This is a genomic window from Fretibacterium sp. (assembly GCF_057312375.1).
On sequence record NZ_DBHLDX010000028.1, the window covers coordinates 1 to 23,797 of the forward strand.

22 protein-coding genes and 1 pseudogene are annotated in these 23,797 nt (G+C 60.0%); 9 read left to right on the top strand and 14 right to left on the bottom strand.

Going from position 1 to position 23,797, the window contains the following annotated elements; genetic code table 11:
- Positions 1 to 232: aldo/keto reductase (locus ACO41U_RS05880; RefSeq protein WP_485942333.1), on the bottom strand; the 232-nt coding region annotated here is incomplete at its 3' end.
- 220 nt (positions 233 to 452) lie between these two features.
- Here ACO41U_RS05880 and ACO41U_RS05885 point away from each other — a divergent pair.
- Positions 453 to 857, top strand: coding sequence for a MerR family transcriptional regulator (locus ACO41U_RS05885; protein ID WP_485942335.1), 405 nt, complete (start codon positions 453 to 455; stop codon positions 855 to 857).
- 73 nt (positions 858 to 930) lie between these two features.
- Here ACO41U_RS05885 and ACO41U_RS05890 read toward each other — a convergent pair whose 3' ends face one another.
- Entirely contained in the window at positions 931 to 1,113 is a 183-nt protein-coding gene (locus ACO41U_RS05890; RefSeq protein ID WP_485942337.1) for a hypothetical protein, read from the bottom strand.
- Positions 1,114 to 1,591: 478 nt separating this feature from the next.
- On the opposite strand from ACO41U_RS05890, the gene ACO41U_RS05895 reads away from it, so the two are divergent.
- Positions 1,592 to 2,110, top strand: a complete 519-nt coding sequence (locus ACO41U_RS05895) for a hypothetical protein (protein ID WP_485942338.1) — start codon at positions 1,592 to 1,594, stop codon at positions 2,108 to 2,110.
- A gap of 271 nt (positions 2,111 to 2,381) precedes the next feature.
- Here the strand turns inward: ACO41U_RS05895 and ACO41U_RS05900 are convergent, their stop codons facing one another.
- The 10 genes from ACO41U_RS05900 to ACO41U_RS05945 form a co-directional block, all read right to left on the bottom strand.
- Entirely contained in the window at positions 2,382 to 2,888 is a 507-nt protein-coding gene (locus ACO41U_RS05900; RefSeq protein ID WP_485942340.1) for an SF0329 family protein, read from the bottom strand.
- A 350-nt stretch (positions 2,889 to 3,238) separates the two neighbouring features.
- Entirely contained in the window at positions 3,239 to 4,549 is a 1,311-nt protein-coding gene (locus tag ACO41U_RS05905) for an L-cysteine desulfidase family protein (protein WP_485942342.1), read from the bottom strand.
- 30 nt (positions 4,550 to 4,579) lie between these two features.
- Positions 4,580 to 5,569, bottom strand: coding sequence for a uroporphyrinogen decarboxylase family protein (locus ACO41U_RS05910; RefSeq protein ID WP_298778682.1), 990 nt, complete (start codon positions 5,567 to 5,569; stop codon positions 4,580 to 4,582).
- Between the two features lie 81 nt (positions 5,570 to 5,650).
- Positions 5,651 to 6,367: a GntR family transcriptional regulator gene (locus tag ACO41U_RS05915; protein ID WP_485942344.1), complete on the bottom strand. Its 717-nt coding sequence runs from the start codon at positions 6,365 to 6,367 to the stop codon at positions 5,651 to 5,653.
- On the bottom strand, positions 6,360 to 6,947 hold the full coding sequence (locus ACO41U_RS05920) for a hypothetical protein (RefSeq protein ID WP_485942346.1): 588 nt from the start codon (positions 6,945 to 6,947) through the stop codon (positions 6,360 to 6,362). Before ACO41U_RS05920 ends, ACO41U_RS05915 begins: the two co-directional genes overlap by 8 nt.
- Positions 6,940 to 7,920 (bottom strand): ABC transporter ATP-binding protein, encoded by a 981-nt coding sequence (locus ACO41U_RS05925; protein WP_485942348.1) that lies wholly within the window; start codon positions 7,918 to 7,920, stop codon positions 6,940 to 6,942. Before ACO41U_RS05925 ends, ACO41U_RS05920 begins: the two co-directional genes overlap by 8 nt.
- Positions 7,921 to 7,932: 12 nt before the next feature.
- Positions 7,933 to 8,937: an ABC transporter ATP-binding protein gene (locus ACO41U_RS05930; RefSeq protein WP_485942350.1), complete on the bottom strand. Its 1,005-nt coding sequence runs from the start codon at positions 8,935 to 8,937 to the stop codon at positions 7,933 to 7,935.
- Between the two features lie 9 nt (positions 8,938 to 8,946).
- Positions 8,947 to 9,780 (bottom strand): ABC transporter permease, encoded by an 834-nt coding sequence (locus ACO41U_RS05935; protein WP_298778686.1) that lies wholly within the window; start codon positions 9,778 to 9,780, stop codon positions 8,947 to 8,949.
- Positions 9,781 to 9,806: 26 nt separating this feature from the next.
- Positions 9,807 to 10,730 (bottom strand): ABC transporter permease, encoded by a 924-nt coding sequence (locus tag ACO41U_RS05940; protein ID WP_485942352.1) that lies wholly within the window; start codon positions 10,728 to 10,730, stop codon positions 9,807 to 9,809.
- Between the two features lie 122 nt (positions 10,731 to 10,852).
- The gene (locus ACO41U_RS05945; protein WP_298778666.1) at positions 10,853 to 12,397 is read right to left on the bottom strand and encodes an ABC transporter substrate-binding protein; all 1,545 of its coding nucleotides are present in this window, start codon (positions 12,395 to 12,397) and stop codon (positions 10,853 to 10,855) included.
- 494 nt (positions 12,398 to 12,891) lie between these two features.
- On the opposite strand from ACO41U_RS05945, the gene ACO41U_RS05950 reads away from it, so the two are divergent.
- Positions 12,892 to 14,103, top strand: a complete 1,212-nt coding sequence (locus tag ACO41U_RS05950) for a M20 metallopeptidase family protein (RefSeq protein ID WP_485942354.1) — start codon at positions 12,892 to 12,894, stop codon at positions 14,101 to 14,103.
- 126 nt (positions 14,104 to 14,229) lie between these two features.
- On the opposite strand, the gene ACO41U_RS05955 is transcribed toward ACO41U_RS05950, so the two are convergent.
- Positions 14,230 to 14,955: a sulfite exporter TauE/SafE family protein gene (locus ACO41U_RS05955; RefSeq protein WP_298778661.1), complete on the bottom strand. Its 726-nt coding sequence runs from the start codon at positions 14,953 to 14,955 to the stop codon at positions 14,230 to 14,232.
- 64 nt (positions 14,956 to 15,019) lie between these two features.
- Complete coding sequence (locus tag ACO41U_RS05960; protein WP_485942356.1) at positions 15,020 to 15,178, bottom strand: hypothetical protein; 159 nt, start codon at positions 15,176 to 15,178, stop codon at positions 15,020 to 15,022.
- Positions 15,179 to 15,460: 282 nt separating this feature from the next.
- On the opposite strand from ACO41U_RS05960, the gene ACO41U_RS05965 reads away from it, so the two are divergent.
- The 6 genes and pseudogenes from ACO41U_RS05965 to ACO41U_RS05990 all read left to right on the top strand — a co-directional run.
- Positions 15,461 to 16,954, top strand: a complete 1,494-nt coding sequence (locus ACO41U_RS05965; protein WP_485942358.1) for a complex I subunit 5 family protein — start codon at positions 15,461 to 15,463, stop codon at positions 16,952 to 16,954.
- A gap of 128 nt (positions 16,955 to 17,082) precedes the next feature.
- Entirely contained in the window at positions 17,083 to 18,453 is a 1,371-nt protein-coding gene (locus ACO41U_RS05970; protein ID WP_485942360.1) for a proton-conducting transporter transmembrane domain-containing protein, read from the top strand.
- The gene (locus ACO41U_RS05975) at positions 18,450 to 20,579 is read left to right on the top strand and encodes a complex I subunit 5 family protein (protein WP_485942362.1); all 2,130 of its coding nucleotides are present in this window, start codon (positions 18,450 to 18,452) and stop codon (positions 20,577 to 20,579) included. Before ACO41U_RS05970 ends, ACO41U_RS05975 begins: the two co-directional genes overlap by 4 nt.
- A 142-nt stretch (positions 20,580 to 20,721) precedes the next feature.
- A complete protein-coding gene (locus tag ACO41U_RS05980) occupies positions 20,722 to 21,171 on the top strand; it encodes a hypothetical protein (RefSeq protein WP_485942364.1) in 450 nt (149 codons plus the stop codon).
- Positions 21,172 to 21,383: 212 nt separating this feature from the next.
- On the top strand, positions 21,384 to 22,100 hold the full coding sequence (locus tag ACO41U_RS05985) for an ATP-binding protein (protein ID WP_298778647.1): 717 nt from the start codon (positions 21,384 to 21,386) through the stop codon (positions 22,098 to 22,100).
- A gap of 103 nt (positions 22,101 to 22,203) precedes the next feature.
- Positions 22,204 to 23,797, top strand: a pseudogene (locus tag ACO41U_RS05990) (hypothetical protein); the annotation flags it as partial.

Here is a 23,797-nt window from a genome sequence, read left to right on the forward strand (position 1 = left end):
GCACCCAGAGTTTCGTCGTCACGAACAGTTCCTCGCGGGGCAGACCGCTCTTTCGGATCGCCGCGCCCACCGCCTCCTCGTTGCCGTACGCGGCCGCGGTGTCGATCAGTCGATAGCCGGCTTCGAGGGCGTCAAGCACAACGCGCTCACACTCGTCCCGATCCGGGATCTGAAAAACTCCAAAGCCTTCAAGGGGCATCATGACCCCGTTATTCAGCTTCACGTACTCCATCGTCACAACCTCCTCGATAGTTAGAATAGCCTCGGTTTTGCGAACCTGCCGACCCCGATCGCGCCGTTGATGGAGAAGCGCCCCTGCCGCTCCGGATTCCAAACGAAACATTGAGCGGGATAGCGCCTTCCAAAACCACGTTGTGTTATATAATAGATTCTACAATGCGATTGTTACTATCGGTCAACTGCGCCTTTATACGGAAAACGGGGGAGAGAAGATGATCTACACGATGACGCAGGCCTGCAAGGAGACGGGAATGACCTATCAGGGGCTGAAATTCTACTGCAACGAGGGCCTTGTCCCCAACGTGAAGCGGGACGGGAGGAACAGGAGAGTTTTTGACGAACGCGATCTTGCATGGATTAAGGGATTAAGTTGTCTCAAGGACTGCGGCATGAGTATCAAGGAGATGAAGAAGTACCTGGAATTGTGCCTCAAGGGAACATCCAGCATCCCGGAGCGGAAGGACATGCTCGACCAGAAAAGGGCAAGGCTTGCGGAACGCATAGCGGTTCTGAAGGACTCGATCCGATACATTGATGCAAAGCAACGATTCTACGACGAGGTCCTCTCCGGAAAAAGGGAGTACGTCAGCAATCTGCTCCCGCCGGGAGAGCCGTAAGGGGGCCGGCCCCACCGGACTCTCATGCAGCCCTCTCCCTGCCGACCATTTTCGCCAGGCGCGGAAGGTGGAGTCACGACCCTAACGGACGCTGTCTGCTGCGTTGGCCGGAAGTATCCCTGTTTTTTTCGAGATAACCGTCGATAAAGCCCATTGCCTGCTCGAAGGTTTTCCCCTGGAACCCGTGTCCGCCGCCCTTGACGACGTGAAACTCCGCATCCTTATAGGCCTTTGCGGCTCGTTCGGAATAGGGCATGGGGACGATGGCTCCTTGTCGCCATGAAGGATGAGCACGGGCTTACCGTACTTCGGCATATCCTGATAAACGTCGTAGTTCCACATATCGCGTACATAAATTGGCCTCACATCCAGCCAGCCGTTGTAACTGTAAACGGGCGGGCACTCTTCCCTGCTCTTGAATTTCCTGTGGAGGTCCCTCTCGAATAACCAACGCAGGATGCCTGCAAGGAGGCGGATAATAAGGATGCTCCCGTGGTCATGGGGTCCCCGGCGCCCCCGGTCTGGAGCACCAACTGAGCGGGAACGTTTAGAGCCGCCGGGCTTCTCCTCGGCGGTTTCCCTTCACGCAACTCGATCCCGTTACGGTACTATTACCTTTCGAATCGTCTGTAGAATGGCTCTGAATGGTTTCTGCTCCATCATTTAACATCTCTGAGTACCCTAACGGGACGGGATTCATTCTCATGAAGTATCGCTGAAGGAGGTTTTTATCTATGTTCAGAACGAGATTGATGCGTGTTTTTACGGTGTTTCTCCTCTGCCTTTCGGTCGTGACGCTGACGAGGGCCGCCTCGGCAATGGATGCGATGGAGTACAAGGGGTACATCAACAAGGTGTTCGGCTACACCTTCCAGTATCCCGATATCTTTTTCGATGGCACCTTCGAGGAGGACGGCGGTGAGGTCGTCATGGAGTCCATCCACAAAAAATATCTTCTGAAGGCATGGGGCCGCGATCTGAAGGGTAAGGAAAACGCCAAGTCCCTCTTGCAGAGCCTCAAGAAGGATTTTGAGAAGAACGGCAACGTCACCATCAAACATTCGGAGAAGCTGAGGAAGAACGCCTTCTCGATCGGCTATACCGACCCCGACGACCGCGATGTGCTGATGGCGCAGTGCTGCGTCGTCAACGGCCGCAGGGCTGCCTTCTTCGTCTTCAAGTACCCGCACGACGAGCACGAGGTGTTCGGCGATATCCTGAGCCGGATGGCGAAGTCCTTCGAGGTCTTTTAAGGAAGCGCCGATTGAAAACCGGCATTTCCCTGTTGCGTTTCGCTTGACGACCAGGCGCTTATCCCACCGGAGGCGCTGAGCGTAACCGCTCGGCGTCTCTACAACAAGGTGCGCGGGACCAAGCACGCGGTAGCGGACGTAACTTCCCCTGGCGACGAGCGAGGTAGATTTGCGACGCTGGCAAGAGTCGAGCGGCAACGTTGATTGGTTATTCCAAAAGTAAAGAGCTGGCTGATTGTGAACGTCAGTCAGCTCTTTTCTTTTTGCCTTATCAAATAACACCGTCCGATTCCAGCCGTAATCGGTAGAAAGGCTTCAGCCATATGGGCTGCTGTTCGATCTCGGAAATAATTTTATGCAATCGCCTTTTCCCAACTCTTTTGTCCAAAATGGCGAAGAGCCGTACTACAGGGTCAGAAGACTGCAAGCTGTCATTGATGCCACTGTTTTGGTAACTATAAAAAGCATTGTAAAAAGCAAGTCGCTCGAAACCGCCCTTATTTAAGGCTGCAAGCTCCATCTGTTCGCCAGATTCCGCATAATCCGTCGGTCTGCCTTTGCCTGCGTTGATTTCGTTCCATGCTTCACGGCGTTTTATCTCTCCGTCGTAGAAGTTGGACTTGAAAATCTCGTTTCCGTCAAGACGGATGGCAACACGCCCCTCCTCGTCATGGGATTCTCTATACCGAGTGACAAAATACTGTACCCTCCCCTTGAGGGAATCGCAAATATTCTCCTGTTCCAACACTTTACGCATTGCGCTCCAAGAAAGTCCCATTGGCTGTCCCCCTGTGTTAGAACATCTGCGATGAAGCGCGTTCAGCACCAGTTCATCCTCCCGCTGCAGGGCTTCTTCTTCCTCATGCAGCTCGCGTTCCTGTACCTGGCCGACGCGATCGGCTACGGGCCCATGTAGGGGTCTCCACGCCATGGGACGTGCAGGTTTGTGACACGTTTGAGTGTACGCATCCTCTCCTAATCTCAACACTACGATGCGTTATTCAAAGTGGGGACGGAAGGCAGCTTGTGATTCTGCCCTCTGTCCCCACTTTCGGGGAGCCTTCCGGCTGCCGCTCGCCTTTGCTCGCGGGCCGTCAGTCCCCTTCTCATGATTTCCTGCCGGTCAGCTCAACTCACGCAGCGGTGCGTGATGATGTCGATGATCGTGTGATCGACGTCCTTCATGCCCTCGCGGTTCAGCCGCGCCGCGTTCTCCGCCGTGCGCGTGAAGCTGTTCACGTCAACGACGCCCTGGGACACCGCCATCCCGCCGCCTGCCAGGGCAATCTGCGCCGCGTAAAAGGCCTCGGTCGCACCCGTGCCGACCTTGAGCGCACAGGACTCCTTCGCTCCGTCGCAGAGCATGCCCGTGATGTTGCCCAGCACCAGTTCCATGGCCTTCTGCGCCTGCGCGTCCGTGCCACCCAGGACGTTCACGATGCCTGCGGCCGCGCCTGCTCCCGCTGCCACCGCGCAGCCGCAGACGGGGCTGAGGCGGCCCATGCGGCTCTTGACGAAGCTCGTCGCCAGGTGGCTGTAGGCCACAGCGCGGGCGATCTCCTCGCGGGACTTGTGATGCGCCGCACCCACCACGTAGACCGGCAGGATCGCGGTGATGCCGTGATTGCCGCTGCCCGCGCTGCTCATCACGGGCAGTGCCACACCCGCCATGCGCGCGTCAGAGGCTGCGGCGGAGATCGCCTTCACCTGAGCGGCCAAATCGGTGCTGTAGTTCGCACCGGCCGCGGCCCTGACGGTTCGCCCCAGACCAAGCCCCACCTCGTGATCAAAGCCGAAGTCCGAGATGCGCAGGTTCATCTCGATGCCCCTCCAGACGTAGTCCACGTCCTCAGGCGAGAGCTGGTCGGCCAGCGCCACCAGCTCTTCAAAGCCCATCGTCTTCACCTGCTCGGGAATGGAAACGGAGGCGCTTTTTGCGGTCGTCTTTGGCACGGCAGAGTCGCAGGAGGGAACGGCCTCAAAGACGACCGTGTCGTTTTTTTTCACGAGCGTGATGTTGCCGTGCGTCTGCTCGATCACGGCCGTCCCCGACTCCCCGCCCGCGTAAGCCGTCGCCTTGACGTAGACGCCCCCCTGGCCGTTGGCCGTCAGCGTCAGTTTGCCGTCGGCGATAAACGCTCTAGCCTTCCGAAGGTCATCAAGGGTCGCATCCTTCAGCACCTCAAGGCTGTAGGCACTGTGGCCGCAGAACACCGCGAGCGCTGCGGCGATCTCGTTGCCGCGCTCGCCGTCGGTCCCCGGCACTCCGACAGCGATGCCGTTCTTAAAGATGTTGTCGCTGACGACGACCTCCAGTCGCTCCGCCCGCTCGCTCAACTGCTCGCACGCCCTGGCGACCGCCAGCGCCACCGCCCCCGGCTCGGTACATCCCAACGCCGGCTTTACTTCTTCATGCAGAAACTCAGTGATGGTGAACATAGGCCCTCCCAAACTCTCCAGCGCTCAATATCAGCGACAACACGAACAGTCGACGACCGTCTTATGAACCAGATCCAGGAACTTCTTCGGGGTGTGCGGCTCGATCACGCAACCCGGCCCCAGGATCAGGCCGGGACGACCACACATCTCCCGCACCTCACCGGCGACCTGTTCCTCCGTCTTGGTCAGCCAATTCTCGCCCCAGCTCAGGCCGCCAACGAACGCCTTTGTGCTGTACTTACGGACCTCATCCATAGAAGGGCCGTCATCGCGGTCATGCCAGCTCAGCCCCTGCACGGGGTAATGCTGAACTTCGTCGATACGCACCTGAGCACCGTGCAGGTGCAGCACGTTGAACCAGGTCCTGTCTTTAACGGCATTCAGGATCGCAAGGTCATATTTTTCGACAAACGCCTCGTGCTCGGCCTTTTCCATCGTCTGACGCCCCGAAAGCTGCGAGGCATAGAAGAAGCCGTCCGCGCCCAGATCGGCGGAAGCGCGGGCAAATTGAATCGTGGTGTCCGTGACCATCTCCAGCACACGATGGACGCGAACAGGGTCTTCGCGCATGTGCCTGACCAGCACGGCTGGAGAACACATCTTCGCCAGCGTGGTGGCCGGGCTGAAAACCGTCTGCAGGAAGGGCACGTGCTCCTCCATCATCTCCATGAGGATGCGCTGCGACTCCAGGACGACGGCGTACTCGCCCCGAGTTCCGTCGAGAGGACGAATGCGATCCCAGTCCTTGACGTCCTTGATGACGGGCTCATGCTGAGTGGGGGCCTTTTCAAAGCCCTCGTACACGTCCAGGTCGACGCCCATATCGATGGTGGTGTAAAGTCCAAAGGGCATGTACTTGATGAAGTCCAGAGCGTATTCCCGCTGCGCCTTGAGCGCCAGTTCGGCCAGGCGACGGGGGTGACGGTCGCGATTGGGATAGTGCATCCACATGCTGTAGGGCGTGCGGTCGTTCTCCTTCAGCGCAAGGGCGTTTTCGATCCTCTGTTTGTGCGTCAACATCGATAAAACCTCCTGAATTTATAATATGACATAACGAATCCTCTATCGCGCGCTAAACGACATTCGCCGGGCTTCCAGGCGTTACCGCAGCTCGCGACGGTTGATCATCGGCATAAAAAGCGTGGTCGATCGATCCGAGTCCGGAGCGTGGAGTTCCCCCTGTTGCAGGAAGCGGTCGAGGCGACGAAGTGCCGTCACCATGTGTTCGTGAAGCAACACGGTCGCCTCCACCACATCGCCGACCCGGCAGGCCTGAAGGATCGCGTCGTGGGATTTAAAGGCGTTCTCCTGCACGTTCGGCAAGGTGATATCCATCTGAACGTACCGATCGATCTTATTGTACTGGGACTCGATCAGCTCAAGCAGGCGGGGCTTTCCGGCAATCTCATAAAGCGCGCGGTGAAATTCCCAGTTCGTCTTGCGGCTTCGTCTCTCCGGCGGCGTCTGCGTCGACTCGAGGAGCAGGTTGTGAACTCGCGCAGCCGATTCTTCCGTGATGTTCTGCACGACGTAACGCAAGATCAAGGACTCGAGCGCGTAGCGGATCTCAAAGATCTCATGCAGCTCCTCGATGGACAAGGAGGCAACGACCGCCCCCTTGTAGGGGATGATCTGCACCAACCCCTCGCTGGAGAGCTGCATCAGCGCCTCGCGAACGGGGATGCGGCTGACGTGGTATTCCTCCGCCAACTCGGCCTGCAGCAGTTGTTGCCCGTCGTGATATCGTCCGGAGAGGATGTCGCTGCGCAAACTCAAGTACACCTGCTTGTTCATGGTGCGCTTGCCGTCTTTAAGCATGACGCTCGACTTTCCTCCTCGCAAAGGCCAGGGCCTCCCGATAGGTTTTCTCGTCGGGACAGTAGATCTGCGCGAGGCGCCCGTACTTTCCCCTCAGCTGAAACGAGTTCATCCCAGCCAACTCCCTGAGGCTCCACACGTCGCTCCAGTCCACGTCCCTCGCCACGCTGCCCACGATCTCCTCAGGGACGCCAACGACAAAGGGGCGAACGTGGAGTCCCGACGCCCCCGGCACGTTTCTCGCGCGAAGCGTTTCGACAAAGACGCCGTTGTCCTCAAAGCGGTAGCACATCACATAGCCGCGGCGGTAGAAGAGCAGGCAGACCACCACGAACAGCACCCCAACCAGCAACACCAGATAGCTTGCATAGATCGAGGCCGCCGTAAGGTGCGTCCCTTCCAGGGCGCCCCCGCCAAACGTGACCTGGGCGAGCGCCATGATCAGCACAGTAACGAACCAAAGGATCACCAGCACCGAAGCCAGGTCCATCAGGAGCAGCGGGTTGGTGAGCACGGGGACGCCGCAGAACCAACGCAGCGTCCGCTCCGCGCTCTCGCGTTGTCCTGGAGCGTCAGGCATGGCGAACAAGCTGATCCTTCAGCCTGTGGCATGCGACGAAATGTCCCGGTTCGATTTCGACCAGCGCGGGCGTTTCGCTCGTGCAGGCGTCCTCGCGACGCGCACAGCGCCCTGCAAAGCGACAGCCGGCCGGAGGATTGACCGGACTGGGAACATCTCCCTCAAGGATGATTCGCTGTTTTTTCGGCTCGACGCTGGCGACGGGGACGGCCGAAAGCAGAGCCTGCGTGTAGGGATGCAGCGGCGACTTGAACAGCGTGCTGTTGTCCGCCTTTTCCACCACGTTGCCGAGGTACATGACCGCGACCTCGTCGGAAACGTAGCGGACCACCGACAGGTTGTGCGAGATGAAGAGGTACGTGTACCCTCGCTGCTCCCGCAGATCGGCGAGCAAGTTGAGGACCTGTGCCTGAATACACACGTCCAGCGCCGAGACCGGCTCGTCGAGGACGATAAACTCTGGGTCGAGCGCAAGGGCACGGGCGATGCCTATCCTTTGGCGGCGTCCGCCGTCCAGCTCGTGGGGGAAGGAAGTCGTCAAACGCGAGGCCAATCCGACCAGGTCCATGAGCTCGCCGATTTTTTCGTTCAGCTCCTTGTGAGAACGACAGATCTCATTGATGATCAGCGGTTCGGCAATAAGCTGCGACACGGACATGCGAGGGTTCAGCGACGAGAAGGGGTCCTGAAAGACGATCTGGGCGCGACGGCGAAATTCACTGCGTTTCACCCCCTCGAACTTCAGCGAGTCCTCTCCGTCGAACAGCACCTCACCGCCACTCGCCTCGATCAGACCGATGATCACACGCCCCAGCGTGGACTTTCCGCAGCCCGACTCCCCCACCAACCCCAGCGTCCTGCCGCGGGGGATGTCGAGCGACACGTCGTCAACGGCGTGAAGCAATCCGCTGGAAACGGTGAAATACTTTTTCAGATGTTTTACTTCGATGAACTTATCCGGTTTATCGCTCATAACCATTCCACCTCACTGCAGGAACGCGTTGCCCGACGCAGGGGTCAGCGGGAAGTAACAATCGACGAAATGCCCTGCCTCCACTTCATGCATGCCGCAGGGTTTTTCATGACACAGGTCCTTCGCGTAAGGACAGCGCGGCGAGAAGGAACAGCCCTTCGGCAGGTTCGTCGGGTCGGGCGGTAAACCGGGGATCACGGCCAGCCGGCTTCCAAGCGGGCTCTCGAGCGTGGGCACCGCGTTGAACAGTCCCTGCGTGTAGGGGTGCTTCGGCGCGGTGTAGAGGCTCTTGAGGTCGGCGTACTCAATGAGGTGCCCCGCGTACATGATCGCCACGTTGTCGCAGGTTTCCGCCACGATGCCCAGGTCATGGGTGATGAGGAGCATCGAGGTTTTCTCGCTCTGCTGCAGCTTCTTGATCAGCTCCAGCACCTGGGCCTGAATCGTCACGTCGAGCGCCGTGGTCGGCTCATCGGCAATGATCAGCTGAGGGCGGCAGGCCAGGGCAATGGCGATCACCACGCGCTGGCGCATTCCGCCCGAAAACTGGTGCGGGAAGTCCCTGGCGCGTTCGGGGCGAATACCGACCAGGCGAAGCATCTCGATGGCCCGCTCACGAACCGCTCCTCCCTTTAAATTCAAGTGCAGGGAAACCATCTCCACGATCTGATCCTCCACGGTCATGATCGGGTTCAACGAGGTCATCGGGTCTTGAAAGATCATGGAGATGTCGCCGCCGCGCAGACGACGCTTTTCGGTTTCCGTCATCTTGCAGACGTCGACCCCGTTAAAGAGGATCTCGCCGCCGACGATCTCGCCGGGAGGGGTTTGCACCAGCTGAAGGATGGAGAGGGCCGTCGTCGTCTTGCCAGCCCCCGTTTCCCCGACGAAGCCCAGCGACTTTCCACGCTCCAGCTTCATGTTCAGGTGGTTGACTGCCTTCACCACCCCTGAATCCGTGTTGAACTGCACGGAAAGGTCCTTAATGTCCAGAAGAATGTCCTTATTTTCACCCATAGTGCCCACCTAACGCTTCTGTTTGGGGTCAAGCGCGTCGCGCAGACCGTCGCCAAGGAAGTTCAGGGAAAGGATCGTGAACATGATGGCCAGGCCGGGGAAGATGCTCATGTGTGCGCTGTTGCGCAGGTACGGGCGCGCTGCGGAAAGCATGCCTCCCCATTCAGGATAGGGCGGCTGAATGCCCAGGCCGAGGAAGCTCAGAGTCGCGGCAAACAAAATCGCGTTGGCCACGCTCAGCGTCGATTGCACGATAAGCGGCGCGGCGCAGTTGGGCAGGATGTAAAGACAGATGATGCGCTTGTGAGAAGCGCCCATGGCGCGGGCCGCTTCAATGAACTCCTGATCCTTGATGGAGAGCACGGAGGCGCGCGTCAGACGGGCAAACTTGGGGATATAGGTGATGCCCACGGCAACCATCAAGTTGAACAAACCCGGCCCGAGGACGGACGAGATGACGATGGCCATCAGGATCGTGGGAATGGCCATCTGAACGTCCATCAAGCGCATGAGGACGTTGTCCAACCTGCCGCCGAAGTACCCGGAAACCGCACCGATCAGCCCTCCCACCACCAGCGAGATGGAGACGGCGATCAGTCCGACCTGCAGGGAGATCCGAGAGCCGTAGATGAGACGGCTGAGGATGTCGCGCCCGAACTCGTCGGTCCCCAGCCAATGGAGCGCCGAAGGGGGCTTGCAGATCATCATATAATCCTGCTGGGCGTAGCCGTAAGGCGCCAGTTGATCGGCGAAGATGGCGCAAACGATCAGCACGAGCAGGATAAAGAGCCCGAACAGCGCCAGGTAGCTGCGGCGCAGACGGATCATCGTGTACTTGAGCATGGAGTTATTCTTCACGACAGTCCCCCCTACTTGACGTGAATGCGCGGATCGACCACCGCGTACAGCAGATCGACGGCCAGGTTGATGAAGCAGTAGGCCATGGAGATGAACAGGACGCCTCCCTGAATGATGGGGTAATCGCGCAGGTTGATGGCATCGAGCATCAGGCGGCCGACGCCGGAGATGGAGAAGATCGCCTCCGTGACGATCGAGCCACCCAACAGCGTGCCAAACTGCATGCTGATGATCGTCATGACAGGGATCAGTGCGTTCGGCAGGGCGTGGCGCCAGATCACGACACTCCCCTTCTGCCCCTTGGCACGGGCGGTCCTGATGTAATCCGATTTGATCACCTCCAGCATACTCGACCGCGTCATCTTCGCGAACAAGGCCGTCGAGGAGCCAGAAAGGGTGACGACGGGCAGCACCATCTCGCTCAACGTGTCAAAGCCCATCGAGGGCAGCCAGCCCAGCTTGACCGAAAAAGCCAGAATGAGCAAAAGCCCCGTCCAAAACGTCGGCATCGAAACACCCAGAAGGATAAAGACGGTAACCACGCTGTCCAGCAGCGAGTATTGCCTGATCGCGCTGAGAATTCCCAGCGGCAAACCCAGGAGCGTGCTGAAGAGCACCGCAGCAAACGCCAGCTTCATCGTCGTCGGGATGCGAATCGCCAGCTCCTGAGAGACGGGGCTTTTCATGTTGTAGGAGTACCCCAGGTCAAACTTTGTCACGGCATTGTAAACGTACCGGCCAAACTGAACAAGGAAAGGATCGTCCAATCCATGCTCACGGCGAAACGAGTCGATGGTTTCAGGCGTAGCTTCTTCGCCAAGGGCGATGCGGGCCGGGTCTCCAGGCGTAAAGTAAAGAATGGAGAAGAGGATGAACATGACGCTCAGGATAACGGGGATCAGCATGAAAATTCTGCGGATAGCGTACTTCAGCACGGGAGCATCACCTTTTTCCTTGAGTTCTGTCGCAAAAAACAAAAAAATTTCATAGGGGAAGTGAATTAAAGGGGCTTTGTAAGGTCGGAGGCCAATACACTCCGACCTTACAAAGGCGAAAGCTACTTCAGACGCTCGGTCTGCTCGGGATAGTGGATATTGGTAAGCAGGTTGATCTTTCCGTCGTAAAGCTCATCGACGCCGATCAGGTCCTTCTGCGCGCCGTGAAGCTCGTCGGCCTGGCACAGGTAGACCCACGGGTGCAGATCGTTGACGCGATCCCAGATCTTCTGGAAGACCTGACCGCGTTTTTCCTCGTCGACGCTGTGGTTGGCCTCGTCCATCAGGCTATCGATCTCAGGATCGGAGATGCGGGCCGAATTGGTGCTGGCAATGGAGGTCGTGGTGATGACCGACTGCCAGTAAACCCCTGCGTCGCGATTGGTCTGCATGCCCCAGGTGGCGGCGTACATATCGTACTTCTCGGGCTCTTTGCGCACCTTGTCACTGATGACAGCGTTCTCGAACACGGAGACGTTGACCTTGATGCCGACGGCACCCAACATGCTCTGCAGCACGGTCGCGCCGTTGACGCGGTCAGCAGCGTTCATCACCCAGAGGTTCAGCTCGAGGTCCTTGACGCCGGCTTCCTCCAGGAGCTTTTTGGCCAGATCGGGGTCGTAACCCCACTTCTCGGGGTTCTCAGGGAACCATGAGGAGGCCGTGGGCAGGGGGCCCTCGCCGGGGATACCGTTGCCGTTGTAGACGACCTGAACATAGGCTTCCTTGTTGATCGCCGCGTCGATCGCCTTACGCACACGGGGGTCCTTCAGCTTGGGGCTGTCCATGTTCATGGCCAGGTGCAGCAGGACCAGGCCAGGAGCCTTAACGGCCTTGACGCGATCGCTGTTCTGCAGACGCTCGAAGTCCGAGGGCGGCACAGCGTAGATCATATCGACCTTATCCGTCTCGAGAGCGATGATACGGGTGCTGTCGTCCGGCAGAACGACAAAGGTCAGCTTCTTGGCGTAGGGCTTCTCACCCCAATAGTCGTCAAACGCTTCCATTTCGACCCGCTCGCCCTTCGTCCAACTGACGAACTTGTAGGGACCGGTCCCAACCGGCTTGCGGAAGTAGTCGGCTCCAGCCTCCTCAACGGCCTTGCGATTCAGGATCATGGCGTAGGGGTGTTTCATCGAGCCAAGCCAGCCGCCGACAGGGCCGTTCGTGCGCACGATCACCGTGTGCTTGTCGATCACCTCAAAACCCTTGGGGTCGATCCATACGCCCTTCGAGTTGGCGAACACGGAGCTCTTGGGATCGGTCACGCGCGTCAGCGAGAACACGACATCGTCCGCCGTGAACTCCTCGCCGTTGTGAAACTTGACGCCCTTACGAAGATAGAACTTGTAGGTGTGGTCATCAAGCACCTCAACCTTTTCAGCCAGCACCGGCGTCAGTTTGCGCGTCTTGCCGTCAACGGTGAAAAGCGGCTCGTAAATTTGCTTCTGCATGGAGAAAGAATAGGTATCGACCGCGTTCTGCGGGTCGAAGTTCTTCGCGTCGATGGAAACTCCGACACGAAGGGTTTCACCCCTCGAAGCGGCAAAGGCCACCCCGGCATACAACATCGCCAGAGCAAAACAAAGAGCGAACGTCTTCTTCATAAACAAAGGACTCCTTCCTGAATCAAGATGTTACGACAATGACACCAGGCGCTGCTGCACTTCCCCTATCGTAGCCGCATTGCGTCGTGGACACATCCATTGGAGGCCAAGCCCCCCACACTCGGCCATAAAATTCATCATCTCCAAATAATATCCACGGCTTCCCTGATTCTAGCAAATAATATACAAAATGCAACCCTGCTTAAACTTTTCAATGCGACAGAGCGCAACAGCTTCACGGGGACAAACCCTCCTGTCTGCAACAAAAAATACGAAAAACAGCCTATTCATTCTCCTATTGCCCAGGATAAAACTAAGGTTCTGAATTTAATTAGCGGAGCCTAACGCTTTAACCAATTATGCAAAGGAGGCAAAGTTGTATACAATATGCAGGTCGTTCGTTACGCGTCACTTGGAATTGAGATTGCCCTCAGCCCCCGAAAGCGCAATACTCTTCTCGGCGGGCACAAAAAAAGTCAGTCAGGAGGAAGATCATGGCTTCAGAGATCATGGAGAAAGCGCGATCTATACGGGACTACCTCGTGGAATGTAAACGTCGCATCCACCGTCATCCCGAATTGGGCATGCACGAAATCGAAACCGCGGCCTTCGTGCGTTCCGAACTGAAAAAGCTCGGCATCGAACTTCAGCCCCTGGACACGCAGGTCGGCGTCGTGGGAATCGTTCGCGGCCAGAGAAACGCCCCCGGCAAGGTGATCGCCCTCAGGGCCGACATGGACGCCCTGCCGATTCAGGAGGAGGCTGCGGGCCCCGACGCATCGGAAGTTGCGGGCGTGATGCACGCCTGTGGGCACGACGCCCACACCGCAATGCTTCTGGGGGCTGCAAAGATCCTCATGACGATGCGCGATCGCTTCAGCGGCGTGGTCAAACTCATCTTTCAACCCGCCGAAGAAACCCTTGGAGGCTCGGAGCTGATGATTCGCCTCGGCTGCCTTGAGAACCCAACCGTAGACGTCATCCTTGGCCAGCACGGCATCGCTGAATTCGCTACGGGCGACATCGCCTTCCGCGAAGGCCCCAGCATGGCCTCCTCCGACACGTTCTCCGTCACCGTCAGGGGCGTCGGCGGACACGGCGCATACCCCCACAATTCGGGGGCAGACGCTCTGCTCGCCGCGGCCAACTGCGTCATGTCGCTACAGGGCCTGATCACCCGTCAGTTCAACGCCATCGATCCCGTCGTCCTTTCGATTTGCACCATCCACGGCGGAACCGCGAAGAACATCATCCCCGCCGAAGTGACCTTCGACGGCTCTGTCCGCTGTCAGTCCCCAGCAAGCCGCAGCAGGATCAGGGATGTGATGGACCACATGATCGGCTCCATCGTTGCTGGATACAACTGCACTCACGAGCTTGACTACGCTTACGGCGTGCCGCCCTTGGTCAACGATCCCGACGTGGTTCACGCCATGCGTTCCGCTGCCGCGAAACTGCTCGGCGAAGAACACGTCAAGACGATGAGCCAGGCGCGCATGGGCTCGGAGGATTACGCCTGCTACTGCGAAAAGATTCCGGCCTCTTGTTTCGCACGGCTGGGCATCCGGCAGGAGGGCAAAGAACCGACCCGGTTCCACAGCCCCACCTTCGTCTTTGACGAGGAAGCCCTTCCCGTGGGGGCGGGTTTTTTCGTTCAGGCCGTGCTGGAGTTGAATGGAGCGCCCACCGCTCCAACCATACAATAAAAGAACAGCGCCTGTCAGGGGCCCTTTCGGCGCCTGACAGGCGCTCACCTCACAGCCGGTGAAAACGGGGGCCGCTCAGGCTCTCCGCCGCCTCGCGTCAACGTGGATTGGAATGGGGCATACCCATCACTTGAACAGCATCGTCACGCCGGAGATGGCCATGTAGCCGTACACGGCAAAGCGCAGCCTCTTTGCGTCCAGTCGATAAAATATCTTGTTGCCGAGGAAGACGCCAAGGGCAAGCGCTGCCAGCATGAGCAGCCATAAATGAAACGTCGTGGACGTGATGACGCCGTTGTGCCATCGCACGAACGTCGAGATGCCGGAGGTGAAGCAAAAGCTGGCGTTCAGCGTCGCGCGGTACTCGTCGTTGCTGTCCGTCGCAGCCAGGAGATAGATCGCTATCGGGGGCCCGCCGACGGAAAAAAGTCCCGCACAGGTGCCCCCAATGGCTCCCGCGATGACGCCGTTCAGCGCCGTGCCCTTGATGCGGATCGTTCCGCCCAGGAAGAGAGAATAAAGGCACACGGCGATCAGCATCGCGCCCAGTGCGTGGATCATGAGCTTTTCCGCGGCCCCCAGGGAGAGCTGCACCGACGCCGCTGAACAACACAGGGCCACGAGCGAGCAGGGCAGCAGTATCTTGAAGTTTATGCTGCGATGGTGCGGCACGGCGATCATCAGCGCCGTGCTGAGCCCACAGAGCGCCGAGACGGCTACAGCTTGCTGATAGGGAAGGAAGTACGGCCACGTCGCCATGGCCACTGCCCCAAAGCCGAAACCGCACACGCTTGCGACGACGCCACCGACGACGGTTACGCCCATCATCGCCGTTGCCACAACCCAATCCATCCGATCATCTCCATTTTTCCCCAACATGAGAGCACCCAACCTCAGCAGAGGTTGCCAACCTCCGTCAATCCTCCAACATGGAAGCGACCGCCTCTTCTGCCGTCTTGAAGGGACCATGCAGATTTCGACGTTCTTGAGTGTCCCGAATGGCCTCCATGAGTTCCGGGGTGGGGATGCGATGACTGACGGCAAAAGGAATGCCATTATGTTCCAGCGCCTTCATAAGAAAAATCCTGACCGCCTGCCAATTCGTTTATCCAAATCTCATACCGCCGATGCCAACGTTCAACGCCAAGGCGGCACGTGATTGCAGGCACGATTTTCATTCATTATAACATTCGGTCCACCTCGCATCGCCGCATCCTGCCCGCACCCGGCCCTCATGGCCGTTATGCTTTATAATAGTAGGGACGGCGGGAGCGACCGAAGGGTCGTTCGCCGCCCCCACGGGTCCCAGCGCGTTCCCTAATTCCGAACTCTAACCCTAATGAGGAGGCGCACTCTCATGACGAATCAGGCACTGCTGACGCTCTTTCCGGTCATCTTTCCCATCCTTGCAGGGGTCTTTCTGCTGCTTCACCACATCCATGACGACCGACAAAGACACGTCTACGTCGAACTGGCCACCATCCTCAGCGGGCTTTTGGCCTGCGCGGCCGCGTTCTGTTCAAACGGGGAGCTCCTCGTGCTGTGGCGTGCCACGGACTCCCTGCGGCTGGCCCTCCGTATGGACGCCCTGGCCAGGGTCTTCATCCTTCTCATCGCCTTCATCTGGCCCCTCGTCACCCTCTACGCATTCGAGTACCTGCAACACCGTCCACCGGAGGACCGATTCTTCGCCTTCTTCCTGGCGACCTGTGGCATCCTGAACGGCGTCGCCTGCGCAGCCAACTTCCTGACGCTCTACCTCTTCTTCGAGCTTTTGACCTTCATGACGCTTCCGCTGGTCATGCACTCCCAGCGGACGGAGGCCATCAGCGGGGGGGTGAAGTACCTCTTCTACTCCCTCACCGGGGCGGGGCTGGCCCTCGGCGGCTTTTTCTTCTTTCAGGCCTGCGGCGTCTCCACGGAGTTCACCCCGAGCGGCGTCATGGGGGCGGTGACGGACCCCGCCCAGCGTAACACGCTCTTGACCGTCACCTTCGTCACCCTCATCGGCTTTGGGGCGAAGGCGGGCCTGTATCCCCTGCACGCCTGGCTGCCCATCGCACACCCCGTGGCCCCCACGCCGGCCAGCGCCGTGCTGTCCGGGCTCATCACCAAGGCAGGCATCGTGGCGATGTTCCGCGTCGTCTACTTCCTCGCTGGGGCAAGCTTCCTGCGGGGCACCTGGGTGCAGACGGCCGTCATCTGCACGGCGCTCCTCACCATCCTGGTCGGCTCCATGCTGGCCTATCTGGAAAAGCACCTGAAAAAGCGCATCGCCTACTCCTCCATCAGCCAGGTTTCCTACGTCGTGTTCGCCATGATGCTCCTGACGCCGTCGGGGGTGGCGGGAGCGCTGCTGCAGGTGCTGGCCCACGCCTTCGCCAAGACCTGCCTCTTTCTCAGCGCGGGCGTCGTCATCTACTTCACCATGCCCACCTCCAACTACCACTTCACGGACCAGCTCAAGGGGGTGGGACGGGTGCTCCCCATCACCATGTCCTGCTTCACCCTGGCCTCCCTCTCCCTCATCGGCCTCCCCGTCACAGGCGGCTTTACGGCCAAGTGGTACGCCGCCGTGGGGGCCATCGACCCGACGCTGGGCTGGCTGGGCATCGCCGGAATCGTCGTCCTGCTCATCAGCGCCATCCTCACCGCAGGCTACCTCATGCCCATCATCACGGACGCCTTCTTCCCAGGCGCGAAGTTCGACGACAGCCACCTCCAGCCCGTCCACATGTCCGTCAACATGCGCCTGCCCCAGTACCTGCTGAGCGCAGGGTCCCTCCTCACGGGCGTCCTGTCCGGCCCCCTCGTCCATTGCTTCGACGACATCGCGGCAGCGATCCTCTGAGGCCCGCCATGGACGCCAGACCCCTGTTCCTCCCTATCCTCCTTCCTACGCTGGCCGCCGCGGCGCTAATGCTCAGGCATTTGAAAAGCCGCACGGGCTTCTGCGCTTTCGTCGGAGGCGCCGTCCTCTTGAACAGCGCCCTCCTCCTGTACCTTGCAGCCCGGCCCCCCGTGGGGACGCTGACGCTGCTCCGCCTCCCGCGCGACCTCTCCCTGGCCCTCCGCATGGATGGAGCCGGGGCGGTCTTCGCCGCGCTGCTGGCGTGCCTCTGGCCCTTCGTCGCCCTCTACGGCCTCGACTACATGGGCCGCACTCCGCATCGCGCCAAGCCCTTCTTCGCCTGCTTCGTCCTGGCCTACGGCGCGGCCGCGGGCGTGGCCCTGGCGGCGAACCTGCTGACGCTCTGCCTGTTCTGTCAACTCCTGCCCCTGAGCGTCCTGCCCATCATGAGGCGTGAGGGGCAGAGCATCGCCGAGGCGGCGCGCGCGCTCCCCCTGGCCTGGGGCGCCTTCTGCACCCTGCTCTCCCTGGCCTTCGTCACCGCCTTCATCGGAAACGCGGACTTCGCGCCCGGAGGCTGCCTTCCTTCCGACGCGCTGAGGAAGCCGGACCTGCTGTACCTCATCTACCTCCTGGGCTTCCTCGGATTCGGGCTGGAGAGCGCCCTCCTGCCACTGCGCGGTTGGCCCCTCGCCTCCGCCGAGGCCTCGGCGCCCGCCTCCGCGATCCTCAACGCCGTTGCGGTGGCAAACGCGGGCGTCTTCGCCATCGTCCGCCTCACGTGGTACGTCTTCGGCCCCGACGTCCTGAACGGCAGCTGGGCGCACCTGGCGGCCTTCGCCCTGGCCTGCGTCACGACGGTCTACGGGGCGTGCATGGCCCTGTCCTCTCAACGGCTCAAGCTGCGCCTGGCCTGGTCCACCATCGGGCAACTGGCCTACGCCCTGTTGGGCGCGCTGCTCCTGACCCCCTCCGGGTTGTCCGCCGGCATGACGCAGATGGCCGCCCACGCGCTGATCAAGGCAAACCTCTACTTCTGCGCCGGCGCCATCCTGTGCCAGTCGGGCCGGGAGTTCCTGTTCGACATGCGCGGCTGGGGCTTTGGGATGCCGGCGACGTTTCTGGCCTTTCTCCTATCAGGACTGGCTCTCGTCGGCCTGCCGCCCATGGCGGGCTTCATCGCAAAGTGGCGCCTCGGCATCGCCGCCGCCTCTGCAGGAGCGTCCTCGCCGATCGGGTTCTTCGGGCTGGCGGCCATGCTGACCTCTGCGCTCCTCACGACGTTTTACGTCCTGCAGGTCCTCTGCGTCGCCGTCATGCCGGGGAGGGGCTTCAACCTCCGCGCCGCCAACTACGGCATCACGGATCCAGGTCCCGCCATGCTCATCCCCATCGGACTCCTGGCCGTCGGCGCGCTGCTCCTTGGCCTCTGGGCCGAACCCGTCCTCGGCTTCTTTGAACGGGCCGTGCCCGGCACCCTGCCGGAGGCGATCCCATGACGTCCGCAAGCGACAGCTACATGCTTCCCCTCCTCGTGCTGTGGCCCGCAGCAGGAGGCGCGCTCGCCTTCGCCATCGGGCGCTCCGACAGGCGTGTGTTGGACTGCGCCGTCTGGGCCGTCACGCTGATCGAACTGGCCGCCGTCTGCTTCTGCCGCGGCCTTACGGGCGCCTCCTTCGCCCTGGAGGGGATTTGTGGGCTGGGGCTGGGCCTGTCCTTGAGGCTCGACGGCTTTCGCCTGATCTACGCGGTGCTCACTGCGTTCATGTGGGCCGTGGCCTCAATCTTCTCCAGCGAGTACCTGACGCACCACAAAAACTGCAGGCGCTACCACCTCTTCGTCCTCATCACCCAGGGCGCCATGATGGGCGTCTTCCTCTCGGCGGACCTCTTCACCACCTTCGTGTTCTTCGAGATGATGTCCCTCTCCTCCTACGTCATGGTGGCGCAGGAGGAAACGCCGGAGGCCGCCCGCGCAGCCCAGACCTACCTGGCCGTCACCATCATCGGCGGCATGGCGACGCTCCTGGGTCTGGTCCTGCTCTACCGGGAGCTCGGCACGCTGGACCTCGACTCGCTGTCCCCCGCCGTCCTGGAGGCGCGGGCAGAGGACCTCCTGGGTCCGGGACTCCTGACGCTCGTCGGCTTCGCGGCCAAGGCGGCGATCTTCCCGCTGCACGTGTGGCTGCCCCCCGCTCACGCCGCAGCCCCCGCGCCCTCCAGCGCGCTGCTCTCCGGCCTCCTGACCAAGACGGGGGTCTTCGGCATCCTGATGCTCAGCGCCACCCTGTTCCGCCACGACCCGACCTGGGCCCTGATCCTGCTGCTGCCGGCCCTCGTGACGATGGTCCTGGGCGCGGTGCTGGGCATCTTCTCCGTCAACCTAAAGAGAACCCTGGCCTGCTCCTCCATGTCGCAGCTCGGCTTCATCCTGACGGGCGTCGCCATGTTGGGCTTCCTGGGGCCGGAGAACGACCTGGCCGCGCGCGGCGTCGCGCTCTACATGGTCGGACACTCGCTGATCAAGCTGGTGCTCTTCCTGTCCGCCGGCGTCGTCCACATGAACACCGGAGCGCTGGACCTGAACGACGTTCAGGGGTTCGGCCGCGGCAAGCCGCTGTTCTGCTTCGCCTTCTCCATGGGGGCTCTAGGGCTGATGGGAATGCCCCTCTGGAACGGCTACATCGCCAAGACGCTGCTGCACGAGAGCATCCTGGAACACCTGTACCTGCTGGAGGCCCGCGGCAGCGCGGGCGCCGTCCCCGCCTTCCTGAACGTCTTGGGGCTGACGGAGCCGCAGTTTTTCAGCCTGGTCGAGTGGACCTTCCTCGTCAGCGGCGGACTCAGCGTCGCCTACGTCCTCAAGCTCTTCGCCGCCCTGTTCGCCGCACGCCCAGAGCCCCGGATCGCTGCTCAGGCGAAGGGAAGGTACATGACCCCCGTCAGCGCCGCAGCCCTGACCCTGCCGGCCCTCCTTCTGCCCCTGCTGGGCGCTCTGCCTCACCACCTGACGGACTCCGTCGGCATCATGGCAACGCCCTTTATGGGCGGCCCCGCGGAACACCAGCCCGTCCATTACTTCTCGCTGGAGGCCCTGACCGGGGCCGCAATCCCGCTCGTCATCGGCACGGCAGTCTACGCGCTGTTCATCCGCCGCCTCCTGATGCAGCGCGCGCCGGGCGCGCGCTATCGTTTCCTGAACCGCTGGCCCGACGGACTGGACCTTGAGGGAGCGCTCTACCGCCCCCTCCTGCTCTGCGCTCTCCCCTTCCTGGGCGGCGCCTTCGCCACGGCGATGGATCGAGCGGCAGAGGCGCTCCTGACCCTGCCCCTCCAAATCGGGAGGCTCGCCGCCCCTGCGTTGAACCGCGCTGCAGAGGCGTTCCTGAGCGCCCTGCCCCGCATCGGGGCCCCCGCGGCTCGCGCCCTGGACGCGCTGGCAAGCGTCCCCATCCTGTCGGCGCTGGAGCGCGCGGAGGACACGTGCCGCGCCCGCCCCAGGGGCGAAGCCGACCCCTGGAAGCCCGGGGCGGAACCGCCTTCCAACTCCTACCACCTGCCCATGGCCTGCGCGCTGGCAGCCTTCGCGATCCTCTTTGCGATTCTCATGGCGGCTCGAAATTAAAGCCGCCAGCGCCGTAGAGGTGGACTCGTTAAAAAAACCCTTCCCCCCGCGGGGGGAATATGCCATTATGTTACGGCGTTGCGGCGTATGATGGCGGGACGCCCCGTGCGTTCGCCAAAAACGGGATAAGCAGGTGAGACCCATGAATCGTTTTAAGAAGCAGACGGCCGTGCTCCTCCTGGCTGCCCTCAGCCTGACCGCGGTACCGACTTCGGCAACGGCTTTGGACCTCGGGGACATCCTGAAGAAGGGAGCCCTGATCGTGGGCGGCGGCGCACTGGTGAAGGCCCTTGCGGAGCCACTCAACGACTTCATCAACACGGTGACCTTCAATCGGAACGCAAAGTTCCAGGGCTACACGAAGGTGGTCCCCATCGTCTCCATCGGGGACGGCACGCACATCGGAGCGGCGCAGGTCGGCGGACAGGTGAAGTCCGCCGTGGAACGAACGCAGGCCGTAGCCCAGTTGGAGGCGGAGTTCAAGGGGGTGCGCATCCGCATCCTCATCCCCATCGACTCCGTCAACCCCATTGAGAAGTTCAATCGAGTTCAGGGCGTTGGCGTCACGGCGATGATCGACGCGGACATCTAGCCCTTCAGGAACGCCCTGCTGACGGCCGGCGGCTTGGCTTCGCCGGTCGTCTTTTTCTACTCCTCATATCTTGTCAGGACTTGCGAATCGCCCGCCCCGCAACCCCGCCTTCTCGACGCGTTTCGTTGTCTTTCCAACCGACTTTCCGCGGAAAGCGCGCTATCATGACGCCATAAACAGGGGAATCCCCGATCACTTTGGGAGGCTTTGGGATGATTCGGAAGATCATACACATCGACAGGGACAAGTGCAACGGGTGCGGGGCGTGTGCCGATGCATGCCACGAAGGGGCCATCACCATGGAGGATGGCAAGGCGCGCCTCCTGAGGGACGACTATTGCGACGGGCTGGGGGACTGCCTTCCCGCCTGCCCCACCGGCGCCATCACGTTCACGGAACGCGAGGCCGCCGAGTACGACCGGGTGGCGGTGCTGCAGCACATGGCGAGCCGGAAGGCTGCGCAGAAGAACAGGGGAGAACCGCCGATGGGCTGCCCGGGGCGTCAGGCGCGCAGCCTTCGCCCCAGGCCCGAGCCCGCCATGCCGGCAGCGTCCCAGGCGTTCGCATCGCAGCTGGCTCAATGGCCCGTGCAGATCAAGCTGGTCCCCGTGAAGGCGCCCTACTTCGAGGGGGCGAAGCTCCTCGTGGCGGCGGACTGCACGGCCTACGCCTACGCCCGCTTCCATGAGGAGTTCATGCGCGGGCGCGTCACGATCGTCGGCTGCCCCAAGCTGGACAGCGTGGACTACAGCGAGAAGCTGACGGAGATATTGAAGGCGAACGACATCCGAGACGTGGCCATCGTGCGCATGGAGGTCCCCTGCTGCGGGGGGCTGGAGCAGGCCGTGAAGACGGCGCTCATGAACTGCGGCAAGATGATCCCCTGGCGCGTCGTGACCATCTCCACCGAAGGGAACATCCTGGACTGAGGACGCCCCTATAGCGGAAGGGAGAGTTATACTCCATGGAACAGGATATAAAATATGGAAGCGCCCGATTTATAGCTTCGCAAGCGTCTGAGAGGTGTTTGTCATGTTTGACCCATTTCGACTGAAAGATGTGCTGGTTGAGTACAAGCAAAACTTCGTTTCCCAACGGTGGGGCAATGAAAAATACAAATGGGAAGCCGTGAAATGGTTTCAGGATCATTGGGATGTGAATGCAGCCGATTTTCCGGAAATGCTGAGCCGTTCTTTGGACAAGACCTTCAATTTGCTGACCTCCGCAAATCACTTTCCAAGGGGCATGATTGTCGATTTCGCCAGGTCTGCTCCTGAAGAGGTCCGCTCCATGTTCATTGCTCTGTTCGACGAGAGTAAAGATGTCTTTGAACGGATGGAAGATTTCAGGAAGCAGTCGTCCGACCTTCTGGAGAAGTACGGTAGCAACGACACGCAGCATTATCAGTACGAAAATGCCATCAGTACCTACTTATGGCTCCGCTATCCGGACAAATACTACATCTACAAGTTCGGCGAAGCAAAAGCAGTCGCCCTGGAGCTCAATTCGGACTATCGTTTCAAGAAAGGTGCCTTTGCGGATAACATCCGAAACTTCCTGCGGCTTTATGATGAGATCAGCCTGGCTTTAAAAGAGGATACCGAGTTGGTGAACCTCTTTCAATCGCAGTTGACCGAAACATGCTACGCCGATCCCGAGTTGAAAACTCTGACCATTGACGTCGGATTTTACATCGGCAGATATTATTCTCAGAAAAATGCCGCTGCTGCGGAGCCTGCTAAATGGTATGGGACCGATTACGATCCCGGCCTTACTGTCGACGATTGGAGCAATCTCCTTAAAGACGAGAACGTCTTTACCACCAGCGCGCTTGAAATCATGAAGCGCATTAAGGACTGCGGCGGTACAGCATCCTGCACACAGCTCGCTCTGAAATACGGCGAAACAAAAAATTTCTACAATGCCGGTTCATCCAGCCTGGCAAAGCGCGTTTGTAAAGTCACCGGCATTTCACCAAACACCAGAGAAAATAGCTCCACACGGTGGTGGACGGTTCTTTATACGGGCCGTAACGCCGATAAGGATGAAGATGGCAGCTTTGTGTGGAAATTACGAGATGAACTTTCTGCGGCACTCGATAAGGCTGATTTGAGCGACATCAAACTGTATGCGACGGCCGCGCCGGGCGAGGAAGATCGCGGATATTGGTGGTTGAATGCTAATCCGAAGATTTGGAGTTTCGCCAACATTGCCGTTGGAGAGGTGCAGTCCTACACGCTTTACAACGAGAACGGAAATAAGCGTCGCATCTTCCAGAACTTCCTTGACGCAAAAGCCGGGGATATGATCATTGGATATGAATCCACTCCGGTGAAGCAGGTCGTCGCTATCGGATGTGTCAGCTCAGAACAGGATGGCGAGAGGATTTTCTTCGAGAAGGTTGAGGGCTTGTCCTCTCCAATTGATTATGCCACTCTGAAAGGATGCCCGGAACTGGAGTGTATGGAGTACTTCCAAAATCCGCAGGGCAGCCTATTCAAACTGACCAGAGGCGAGTACGATTTTATCGTCGATTTAATCCGCGAAGAAAACCCTGTTGCAACGACGGCTTCCTTTGATGCATACACGAAGAGCGATTTCCTCGATGAAGTGTATATGACGGAAA

Excerpts from the sequence above, each read along its gene's own strand:
- ACO41U_RS05885 (WP_485942335.1), top strand. The coding sequence starts at position 453 with ATGATCTACACGATGACGCAGGCCTGCAAGGAGACGGGAATGACCTAT.
- ACO41U_RS05890 (WP_485942337.1), bottom strand. The coding sequence starts at position 1,113 with ATGCCCTATTCCGAACGAGCCGCAAAGGCCTATAAGGATGCGGAGTTT.
- ACO41U_RS05895 (WP_485942338.1), top strand. The coding sequence starts at position 1,592 with ATGTTCAGAACGAGATTGATGCGTGTTTTTACGGTGTTTCTCCTCTGC.
- ACO41U_RS05900 (WP_485942340.1), bottom strand. The coding sequence starts at position 2,888 with ATGGGACTTTCTTGGAGCGCAATGCGTAAAGTGTTGGAACAGGAGAAT.
- ACO41U_RS05905 (WP_485942342.1), bottom strand. The coding sequence starts at position 4,549 with ATGTTCACCATCACTGAGTTTCTGCATGAAGAAGTAAAGCCGGCGTTG.
- ACO41U_RS05910 (WP_298778682.1), bottom strand. The coding sequence starts at position 5,569 with ATGTTGACGCACAAACAGAGGATCGAAAACGCCCTTGCGCTGAAGGAG.
- ACO41U_RS05915 (WP_485942344.1), bottom strand. The coding sequence starts at position 6,367 with ATGCTTAAAGACGGCAAGCGCACCATGAACAAGCAGGTGTACTTGAGT.
- ACO41U_RS05920 (WP_485942346.1), bottom strand. The coding sequence starts at position 6,947 with ATGCCTGACGCTCCAGGACAACGCGAGAGCGCGGAGCGGACGCTGCGT.
- ACO41U_RS05925 (WP_485942348.1), bottom strand. The coding sequence starts at position 7,920 with ATGAGCGATAAACCGGATAAGTTCATCGAAGTAAAACATCTGAAAAAG.
- ACO41U_RS05930 (WP_485942350.1), bottom strand. The coding sequence starts at position 8,937 with ATGGGTGAAAATAAGGACATTCTTCTGGACATTAAGGACCTTTCCGTG.
- ACO41U_RS05935 (WP_298778686.1), bottom strand. The coding sequence starts at position 9,780 with ATGCTCAAGTACACGATGATCCGTCTGCGCCGCAGCTACCTGGCGCTG.
- ACO41U_RS05945 (WP_298778666.1), bottom strand. The coding sequence starts at position 12,397 with ATGAAGAAGACGTTCGCTCTTTGTTTTGCTCTGGCGATGTTGTATGCC.
- ACO41U_RS05950 (WP_485942354.1), top strand. The coding sequence starts at position 12,892 with ATGGCTTCAGAGATCATGGAGAAAGCGCGATCTATACGGGACTACCTC.
- ACO41U_RS05955 (WP_298778661.1), bottom strand. The coding sequence starts at position 14,955 with ATGGATTGGGTTGTGGCAACGGCGATGATGGGCGTAACCGTCGTCGGT.
- ACO41U_RS05960 (WP_485942356.1), bottom strand. The coding sequence starts at position 15,178 with ATGAAGGCGCTGGAACATAATGGCATTCCTTTTGCCGTCAGTCATCGC.
- ACO41U_RS05965 (WP_485942358.1), top strand. The coding sequence starts at position 15,461 with ATGACGAATCAGGCACTGCTGACGCTCTTTCCGGTCATCTTTCCCATC.
- ACO41U_RS05975 (WP_485942362.1), top strand. The coding sequence starts at position 18,450 with ATGACGTCCGCAAGCGACAGCTACATGCTTCCCCTCCTCGTGCTGTGG.
- ACO41U_RS05980 (WP_485942364.1), top strand. The coding sequence starts at position 20,722 with ATGAATCGTTTTAAGAAGCAGACGGCCGTGCTCCTCCTGGCTGCCCTC.
- ACO41U_RS05985 (WP_298778647.1), top strand. The coding sequence starts at position 21,384 with ATGATTCGGAAGATCATACACATCGACAGGGACAAGTGCAACGGGTGC.